13 protein-coding genes are annotated in these 8849 nt (G+C 67.1%); 4 read left to right on the top strand and 9 right to left on the bottom strand.

The features are described 5' to 3' along the window. Positions 1 to 471: hypothetical protein (locus tag QOI01_RS25255; protein ID WP_526385850.1), on the bottom strand; the 471-nt coding region annotated here is incomplete at its 3' end. A 159-nt stretch (positions 472 to 630) separates the two neighbouring features. Then, on the bottom strand, positions 631 to 1647 hold the full coding sequence (locus QOI01_RS25250) for an Rv2578c family radical SAM protein (RefSeq protein WP_526385848.1): 1017 nt from the start codon (positions 1645 to 1647) through the stop codon (positions 631 to 633). 140 nt (positions 1648 to 1787) lie between these two features. On the opposite strand from QOI01_RS25250, the gene QOI01_RS25245 reads away from it, so the two are divergent. Beyond that, positions 1788 to 1991 (top strand): cold-shock protein, encoded by a 204-nt coding sequence (locus tag QOI01_RS25245; RefSeq protein ID WP_056548397.1) that lies wholly within the window; start codon positions 1788 to 1790, stop codon positions 1989 to 1991. A 166-nt stretch (positions 1992 to 2157) separates the two neighbouring features. On the opposite strand, the gene QOI01_RS25240 is transcribed toward QOI01_RS25245, so the two are convergent. From QOI01_RS25240 to dtd, 5 genes are all read right to left on the bottom strand, one after another. Continuing rightward, the gene (locus QOI01_RS25240; RefSeq protein WP_526385846.1) at positions 2158 to 2403 is read right to left on the bottom strand and encodes a hypothetical protein; all 246 of its coding nucleotides are present in this window, start codon (positions 2401 to 2403) and stop codon (positions 2158 to 2160) included. 90 nt (positions 2404 to 2493) lie between these two features. After that, positions 2494 to 2631 (bottom strand): hypothetical protein, encoded by a 138-nt coding sequence (locus QOI01_RS25235; RefSeq protein ID WP_526385844.1) that lies wholly within the window; start codon positions 2629 to 2631, stop codon positions 2494 to 2496. A 110-nt stretch (positions 2632 to 2741) separates the two neighbouring features. Further along, complete coding sequence (locus QOI01_RS25230; RefSeq protein WP_526385842.1) at positions 2742 to 2984, bottom strand: AzlC family ABC transporter permease; 243 nt, start codon at positions 2982 to 2984, stop codon at positions 2742 to 2744. Between the two features lie 50 nt (positions 2985 to 3034). Beyond that, positions 3035 to 3472 (bottom strand): Rv2576c family protein, encoded by a 438-nt coding sequence (locus tag QOI01_RS25225; RefSeq protein WP_526385840.1) that lies wholly within the window; start codon positions 3470 to 3472, stop codon positions 3035 to 3037. Between the two features lie 128 nt (positions 3473 to 3600). Next, complete coding sequence (dtd, locus tag QOI01_RS25220; RefSeq protein ID WP_526385853.1) at positions 3601 to 4032, bottom strand: D-aminoacyl-tRNA deacylase; 432 nt, start codon at positions 4030 to 4032, stop codon at positions 3601 to 3603. A gap of 60 nt (positions 4033 to 4092) precedes the next feature. Here dtd and QOI01_RS25215 point away from each other — a divergent pair, with 60 nt between their 5' ends. Next, entirely contained in the window at positions 4093 to 4566 is a 474-nt protein-coding gene (locus tag QOI01_RS25215) for a hypothetical protein (RefSeq protein WP_526385838.1), read from the top strand. Positions 4567 to 4650: 84 nt separating this feature from the next. Here QOI01_RS25215 and hisS read toward each other — a convergent pair whose 3' ends face one another. Next, a complete protein-coding gene (gene hisS / locus QOI01_RS25210; protein ID WP_526385836.1) occupies positions 4651 to 5916 on the bottom strand; it encodes a histidine--tRNA ligase in 1266 nt (421 codons plus the stop codon). Between the two features lie 3 nt (positions 5917 to 5919). Then, positions 5920 to 6615 carry an MBL fold metallo-hydrolase gene (locus QOI01_RS25205; RefSeq protein ID WP_526385834.1) on the bottom strand — a complete coding sequence of 232 codons (696 nt, stop codon included), beginning with the start codon at positions 6613 to 6615 and terminating at the stop codon, positions 5920 to 5922. Positions 6616 to 6718: 103 nt separating this feature from the next. Here QOI01_RS25205 and QOI01_RS25200 point away from each other — a divergent pair, with 103 nt between their 5' ends. Both QOI01_RS25200 and QOI01_RS25195 read left to right on the top strand, forming a co-directional pair. Continuing rightward, positions 6719 to 7615: a peptidylprolyl isomerase gene (locus QOI01_RS25200; RefSeq protein WP_526385851.1), complete on the top strand. Its 897-nt coding sequence runs from the start codon at positions 6719 to 6721 to the stop codon at positions 7613 to 7615. 21 nt (positions 7616 to 7636) lie between these two features. Further along, positions 7637 to 8689, top strand: coding sequence for a peptidylprolyl isomerase (locus tag QOI01_RS25195; protein WP_526385832.1), 1053 nt, complete (start codon positions 7637 to 7639; stop codon positions 8687 to 8689). Positions 8690 to 8849 lie beyond the last annotated feature (160 nt).

Below are 8849 nucleotides of genomic sequence, written 5' to 3'. Positions count from 1 at the left end.
CGACTCGGGCAGTGACCATACGAAGGCGACCTCCTCCTTCAGGCCAGGTCCCAGCGTGAGGATCTGGGTGCCACCGTCCAACCGCATCGCACCGACGAACTCTGCCTTTGGCTGGTCACGAAGATCGAGTTCGTTGCGCAACCCGTCGGACGTGGTGCCATCGTTGCGCACGGTGGCGACCACCCCCAGGTACTGCGTGCCGGGTGCCGGTGCGCGCAGCAGCCGTGGGCCGGAGCGCAGTTCACCGACCAGCGATGCGCGCTCGACGACGACCGTGAACTCGCCGTCGCTGAATTCCTCGCCCGGTCGAAACGTCGTGACTGAGTCATCGACGGTGTCCAAGCCGCCGAAGAGTGCGGTGGCCCCCAACACCGCGAGCACGGCCAACTGTCTCATCTGGCGGAATTCGAGTCCCGCAAACCAACTTCCGACCCGGCCCTTGATTTTCGAACCGCCGGGAACGCCCCCCATGTGCAGAATGCTAGTGCTGCGTCGATCGAGGTCCTAGCGCTCCTCGTGTCTCCGCACCGAGGTGGTGGGATCGCTGGTGGCTGATTCTGCGGCCTACGTCGGTGTCTGCCCGGGGGCCGGCATCGCTCGGCCCCGACAGTGGGCGGCCCGCCGCTGCGCTCAGAACAGGGTCGGTTCTGGCAGCGCGACGGCCGCCTGCGCCGTCGCAGGCACCGTGCGGAAGGACCGGTGGTCACCGGTCAAGCCGTACTTGGAAATCAACGGAGCTGCCCGTTCGCGCAACGAGTCGCGGTAGTTTGCGGGCAGATAGGCTCCGCGCGCGTACAGCTGGCGATACTCACGCACCAGTTCGGGACGCGACCGTGTCAGCCAGGCCATGAACCAGCCCCGCGTCGAACCGCGGAGGTGCAGCCCGAACACCGTCGCGCTGGTGGCGCCGGCGGCGGCGATCTGCCCGAGCAGCGCGTCGAGCTGCTCGACCGAGTCGGTCAACAGGGGCAGGACGGGCGCCACCATCACGTGACAGTCGAGTCCTGCACCGCGAATCGCGCGGATCAACTGGAGCCGAGCCCGTGGCGTCGGAGTGCCCGGCTCGACGTCAGCGTGCAGTTCGAGATCACCGACTGCCAGGGAGACCGCGACACTGACGTCGACGGCCCGTGCAGCCTCGACGATCAGCGGCAGGTCGCGGCGCAACAGCGTGCCCTTGGTGAGGATCGAGAACGGCGTGCCCGAATCGGCAAGTGCACCAATGATTCCGGGCATGAGTGAGTACCGACCCTCGGCGCGTTGATAAGGGTCCGTATTGGTGCCTAGCGCCACGGTCTCGCGGGTCCACGACGGCCGAGACAGCTCCCGGCGCAGCACGGCGGCGACATTGGTCTTCACGACCACCTGGGTGTCGAAGTCGTCGCCACTGTCGAAGTCGAGGTACTCGTGCGTCGGCCTGGCAAAGCAGTACCGGCACGCGTGACTGCACCCACGGTAGCCATTCACGGTGAACCGAAATGGCAACTCGGACGCGTCGGGCACCTTGTTGAGTGCGGACTTGCACAACACCTCGTGGAAGGTAATGCCGTCGAACTGCGGCGCACGTATTGATCGGACGAAGCCGATGCGCTGCAAACCCGGCAACGCGCCGTCGTCGACCCCGATCCCCTGACCGTCCCAGCGCACGAATCCAGTCGAACATACGTTCGACAGGATGTCAATCCACAACTCTTCGCGATCTTTAGTGAGATGGGAGACGGTTTGTGCCGTAGACTTCTGGACGGGTGTAAGACACATCCGCTCCTGATGAAAGAAGTACAGAAGATATGGCACAGGGAACTGTGAAATGGTTCAACAGCGAAAAGGGCTTCGGCTTTATCGCCCCCGACGACGGCTCCCCGGATGTCTTCGTCCACTATTCTGAGATCCAAGGCGGCGGCTACCGCTCGCTGGAAGAGGCTCAGCGGGTTCAGTTCGATGTCGGACAAGGTGCGAAGGGCCCCCAGGCCACCGGAGTTACCGCGATCTAAGAACTTCACGATCTATGGGCTGACAAGGGAAACCTTGTCAGCCCATAGTTCATTTCAGGGCATCTACGTCGGCCGGACAGCACCAGCGATACCACCAGGACTTTGACCAGTGTGTCACCGACGATCGACAGCAGCGCGTTGCTGCACCAGAGGTGCAGGCCCACGGTCACGGCGAGCGCAGCGATGATCGCCCAGACGTGACCGGCACCGGCGCGAGGCGCGTCGCGCAGTGTGTAGGCAGTGTGTAGACGGCCAGGATCAGCATGATGCCGACCGGCATGTGCACGCTCAGATGGCGCACCACGACCGACCGGCGCATCGGCGCGAGCACCGCGAACGGAAGAGCGCGCTGCGCCCAGGTGATCACCGCGCTGACGGCCACCATCGCCGCTATGTGCCACGGATCAGCCACCAGATTCCCTGCGCCGAGCCGCGAAGAGCCGACCCACCAGGATTGCGGTGTAGCCGACGAACGCCCACACCAACATCTGTTCTGGAACCGTCACCGCCGCCATACGGCGCACATCAGCGCGCACGCCGCCGACAACCGGTCCGGGCGGGCGCGGTAGGCATCGATCGACAAGACCACGAACAAGGCGGTGAGCGCAAAGTCGAGACCTTGGACGCGCTCGATGGGCATCGCGGAGCCGACCAGTGCCCGATCGTGGCGCCTGACACTCAGGCCACCTGAAAGATGAACTGCACCAACACGATCGAGCGCGACGTCCAGTTTCGAGGGTTCTGCGGACGTTACTGCGTAGGCCTGTCGGTCAAGGCGTAGGTGCTGTACACCTTTGCGAGTACACCGTCGACCCGGTCCAGCGGAAACGACAACGCATAGAACACATGCCTCAGGTTCACGATCAGCGTGGTGGCCGCCACCTGGGCGAGTGGCGTCGCCGCAACCGCGAGACCGACGAGCAGGAACTTCAGCGAACCCGCGTGACGACTGAACCGACCGAGTGGCCCTTCTCCTACGGCAACGCGCGTCATCTGCGCTCGGGCCGGACCGCCTGGGTGTACGTCTTCGCGAGCTGAGTGAGTTAGACCAAGCTGCCCGGCAGCTTGCACTGCAGGTTGTAGGGCGCATCCTGCTGCACGACCACCTTGCCATCGACGGTGATCTCGCAGTGCGGGTTCGGTGCGGCCCGACCCCCGTGCGTGGTGCTGCTCACTGTCAGGATCGCCCAGTTCGGGTCCGCGAGCGTGGTGTCGAACACCCACGGCACACCCGGCGCCAGACTCACCTGGTCCTTCTTCAGGAACGAGTACGCGTCGGCGTCATACGCCGCCTTGCTCGGGGGTTGGTTCGTCACGTAGTAGAGGTCGAAGTCCGCGCCGTCTGTCGCCGTGAGCGTGTATTGCACCTGGTGGGCGGTTGGATCAGCCCCTGCCGTGGCCTGGGTGGCCGCCACCCCCGCGGACGCCACCAGCGCCGCCACTCCGAATGCTGCCCCGATCCTGCCTGTAGCTTTTCGCATGAACGTCACATCGGCCAACGCTACCGAACCGTTACGTCCCCCACTCGCCCACTTCTCCCGCGAGCGCGCGTGTTTGCGCGCGCCACGCCGAGGCAGAATGACAGTCCGCGCACGCTCGCCGGCCGACTCTAGAGCTCGAGCAGCACAGTCACCGGGCCGTCGTTGACGAGCCCGACCGCCATGTCGGCACCGAATACCCCCGTCTCGACGTGAGCCCCGAGCTGGCGCAGCGCGTCCGCGAAGGCCTCCACCAGGGGTTCCGCTACCTCCCGCGGCGCGGCTGCATTCCACGATGGGCGCCTGCCCTTGAGAGTGTTGGCGTAGAGCGTGAACTGACTGACCACCAGCACCGGGGCGCCAACATCGGATGCCGAGCGCTCGTCATCGAGGATCCTGAGCGCCCAGAGCTTCTCGGCCATCCGTCGGACGGTGCCTGCGTCGTCGGTGTGTGTGACGCCGACGAGCGCCAACAGGCCCTGTCCCTCGGGACGGATCTCACCGACCACGGCGTCGTCGACCACCACTCGGGCCGACGTGACGCGCTGCACCAGTACTCGCACGTCCGCCGATGTTGCCACGTGCGGAGACGACCATGACAGACTCCGGGAAGTCCGGCGTCCGTGGAATCGCGCATCGTCGCCGAGGTCGGTGGCCTCGCGGTCGCCGAGCACGGGACGCTGGTGCTACTCGTCGACCGGGGCACCGGACCGCTGGCGACCCGCGCGTTCGTCATCGGAGTGTTGGCGTTGGTGGTCGGCGGATACGGCGCCGTGGCGCTGACGCTGGCGGCGACCGGAAGCGCAACGCTGCCATGGTGGATCGGCGCGATCTTTCTCATCGTCGGCGTCGTGTTCGGCGGCGCAGTCATCGCCGTGGTGAGCAGAATCCGCGACGCCAGGGCGAGACCGCTGGGCAGCTACCGGCCCGATGCGGTGTTCGACCGGGCGCGACGGGTGTACCTCGACGCCGGGGGCGCCGGGGTGGCCAGAACTCCAAGCGGTACCCGAATCCTCAAGCGCGGCAACCCGTTCAACGGCGGGATCGGCGACCTGCACACGGTCCTGATTGGCTTGCTCTTCGGCTATCCGCGCTGAGACTGTCCCCCGCGAGGGTGCGCGAACTGCCAACGACCGTCGGCGTGTCGCGTACAGACGCGCACGCTCGCGGGGAAGACGGGCTCAGGTGGGGCGCAGGCGGGAGACGACGTCGGCCACGACGGCGTCGTTGGCCAGGTCGACCTGCTCCCCCGTCGCCAGATCCTTGACGCCGACCGTTCCTGCGTCGACGTCGCGGTCTCCGGCGACGAGCGCGATCTTCGCGCCGGACCGGTCGGCCGCGCGCATGGCGCCCTTCATCCCGCGGTCCCCGTAGGCGAGGTCCACCCGCACGCCTGCGGCGCGGAGTGCGCCCGCGAGCCGGACCAGTGCCGACTTCGCCGTGTCTCCGAGAGGCACGCAGTACACGTCGACCCGCGCCGTCTCCCCGACCGTCTTGCCCTCGGCCCTCAGCGCCAGCACCGTGCGGTCGACCCCGAGACCGAAGCCGATGCCCGACAGGTCCTGTCCACCCAGCTGCTTCATCAGCCCGTCGTAACGGCCGCCACCACCGATGCCCGACTGTGCGCCCAGGCCATCGTGCACGAACTCGAACGTCGTCTTGGTGTAGTAGTCCAGACCGCGCACCATCCGCGGGTTGATGACGTACGGCACGCCGAGGGCATCCAGGTTCGCCAGCACCGTGTCGAAGTGCTGCTTGGCGACGTCGGAGAGGTGATCCAACATGAGTGGTGCATCAGCGGTCTGCTCACGTACTGATGTCCGCTTGTCGTCGAGCACGCGCAGGGGGTTGATCTCGGCGCGGCGGCGGGTGTCCTCGTCGAGGTCGAGACCGAAGAGGAACTCCTGCAACAACTCCCGGTACTGCGTTCGGCACGTGTCGTCACCGAGTGATGTGACCTCCAGCCGGAAACCGTCGAGCCCGAGTGCGCGGAACCCCGCGTCGGCGACGGCGATCACCTCGGCGTCGAGGGCGGGATCGTCCACCCCGATCGCCTCGACACCGACCTGCTGCAGTTGGCGGTACCGCCCGGCCTGCGGGCGCTCGTAACGGAAGAACGGCCCCGAGTACCGCAGCTTGACGGGCAACTGCCCCCGGCCCAGACCGTGCTCGATGACGGCTCGCATCACGCCGGCCGTGCCCTCGGGCCGCAGCGTCACCGACCTCTCGCCGCGGTCGGCGAAGGTATACATCTCCTTGCTGACGACGTCCGTCGACTCGCCGACGCCACGCGCGAACAACGCGGTGTCCTCGAAGATCGGCAGTTCGACGTGGCCATAACCAGCGCGCCGCGCGGCCTCCAACAGTCCGTCGCGGACCGCGACGAACTGCGCCGAGTCCGGCGGCAGATAGTCCGGGATGCCCTTGGGCGCCTGAAACTCACTCACTGTTCACAGACCTTCGAGGAACGGATTGGTGCGGCGCTCGGCACCGATCGTGGACTTGGGGCCATGCCCAGGTAGTACCACGGTGTCGTCGTCGAGCACCAACAGCTTCGACACGATCGAGGTCAGCAGGTCGCGGCCGCTGCCGCCGAACAGATCGGTGCGGCCGATCGACTGCTTGAACAGGGTGTCACCGGTGAACGCCAACTCCCCGGGTCCCACCGGAATTGTCCCCGAGTCGCTGCGCTCCAGTCCGCCGGAAACCCGAAAGACGACCGAGCCCTTCGTGTGGCCCGGCGTGTGATCGACGGTGACGGTGAAACCGCCCAGCTCGATCTTGTCTCCGTCGCGGTCCAACTCGACGACCTGACGTGGTTCACGGAAAACCGCCGCGAGCGCCAACTGCGCCAACCGCGGCCCGAAGCCCTTGATCGGGTCGGTCAGCATGACCCGATCGTCGGGATGGATGTAGGCGGGGCAGCCGTACGTGTCGGCGACCTTTTGCGCCGACCAGATGTGGTCGACGTGTCCGTGGGTGAGGAGCACGGCCGCCGGAGTCAGCCGATTCTCGTCGAGGATCCGGCGCAACGCGCCCATCGCCCGTTGGCCAGGGTCGACGACGATGGCATCGGCTCCCTGCTTGGTGGCGAGCACGTAGCAGTTGCACTGCAACATGCCTGCCGGAAAGCCGGTGATGAACACGCCGACCAGTTTCCCATCCGCACTTCGCGTGGGTCGCAGCACCTACGCTCAGCCATTGCTGGCACACTCGGTGCCGATCGACGATCACGAGGAGGATCACGCGGTGCCGACCAACGAACAGCGGCGAGCGACTGCCAAGCGCAAACTGGAGCGGCAGCTGGAGCGCCGCGCCGCCCTGGAGCGCAGGCGTCGCCTCTTCACCATCATCGGCGCCTCCGCGGGCGTGCTTCTGGTCATCGGGGCCGTCGTCGCGACCGTGATCCTGACCAACAAGGGGCCGGACACCAACGCCTCGGCCGACACGCCCACACCGTCGACCTCGGCGCAGCCGAAGCCGCAGCCGCCGCCGGGGGGCGCAGGACTGCCACCGTTCGTCGCACCCGCCGACCTCGGAGCGAACTGCCAGTACCCGGCGGCCGAGACGGCGAGCAAGAAGAACAACCCGCCCCGTTCCGGCAAGGTACCGACCGAACCCGCGCAGATCAGCGCCAGCCTGACCACCTCGCAGGGCAACATCGGCCTACAGCTCGACAACGCCAAGGCGCCCTGCACCGTGAACAGCTTCGCGAGCCTCGCGCAGCAGGGCTACTTCAACGACACCCCGTGCCACCGGCTGACGACGTCGCCCGGGCTTGCGGTCCTGCAGTGCGGCGACCCGACCGGACAAGGCACCGGCGGACCGGGCTACGGGTTCAACAACGAGTACCCCACGAACCAGTACCAGCCCGACGACCCGGCACTCCAGGCACCCGTCGTGTACCCGCGCGGCACGCTGGCGATGGCCAACACCGGCGCGCCCGGCTCCAACGGGAGCCAGTTCTTCCTGGTCTACAAGGATTCTCAGCTGCCGCCGAACTACACGGCCTTCGGCACGATCGACGCGACAGGTCTGGCCACCCTCGACAAGATCGCGGCAGCCGGCGTCGTTCCCGGCGATCGAGGCGCTGACGACGGGGCCCCGAAGACCCCGGTCCAGATCAAGTCGCTCCAACTGGACTGACGCCGGACCGGGCCGATCTGCGTGACCATCCCCCCGCCGCCCCCACCGTACGGGGAGTACCCGCCGCCGCCTGGCGGTGACCCAGGCTTCTACGGTGCGCCCGGCGGGATGGCCGGCCCGCCCGGCTATCCGACCTACCGGCAGCCGCCAAACACCAACGACCTGGCAATCGCATCGCTGGTCTGCGCATTCCTCTTCTTTCCGCTGGGCATCGTGTTCGGCCACATGTCCCTGTCGCAGATCAGAAAGAACAACGAGGGCGGCCACGGCCTCGCCATCGCGGGAGTAGTCATCAGCTATGTGGTGGCGGTGCTGACCGTGGTCGCCGTCGTCTTCACCGTCGTCTTCGCCGCCTTCCTGGTCCGCATCGCCGAGGACTTCGACCCGAATCGCTCCCACTCGAGCTCCCCCGAGATCACGGGCGCGCCACTGCCGAACGCGCCACTCCCGTCCTTCAAACCGTCGGCCACACTCGGATCGAATTGCCAGTACCCCGCAACGACGGAGAAGACTGCCAAGCCCGTCAAACCCCCGCGCGCCGGGCGCGTACCGACCACCCCCGCGACGGTCGGCGCCACGATCGTCACCGACGGTGGCGTGATCGCCGTCCAGCTCGACAACGGCAAGGCACCGTGCACCGTCAACAACTTCGTCAGCCTGGCGCAGCAGGGTTTCTACGACGACACGCCCTGCCACCGACTGGCGACGTCGACGACGCTCGGAATGCTGCAGTGCGGCGACCCCACCGGCCAGGGCACCGGCGGGCCTGGGTATCGCTTCCCCAACGAGTACCCGACGAATCAGTTCCGTCTGGCCGATCCCGGGCTGCAGACGCCGGTGGTGTACCCGCGGGGGACGCTCGCCATGGCCAATGGCGGCCCGGGCACCAACGGCAGCCAGTTCTTCGTCGTCTACGCCGATTCTCAACTCCCACCGACGTATACCGTGTTCGGCTCGGTCGACGAGACGGGCCTGGCGGTCGTCGGCAAGATCGCGGCCGGGGGGGTCAAGGACGGCAGTGACGACGGCAACCCGGCGACGAGCGTGACGATCGAGTCGATCCGGCTGAACTAGGACCCGGCCCGCGAGGTCACTTCCCGGTTGGCACCGCCCGTCGCGGCCTGATCCGGCGATACGCCGCCGACAACGACGTCACCCTCCCCTAGTGCGCGAGCGCGCGTGTCTGCGCACGACACGCCGGACCGGAATGCGAGTTCGCGCACGCTCGCCGCGA

The sequence above is a fragment of the Mycobacterium sp. genome (genome assembly GCF_032162605.1).
Taxonomy (GTDB): Bacteria; Actinomycetota; Actinomycetes; order Mycobacteriales; family Mycobacteriaceae; genus Mycobacterium.
This window is presented reverse-complemented; position numbering and strand designations above follow the sequence as displayed.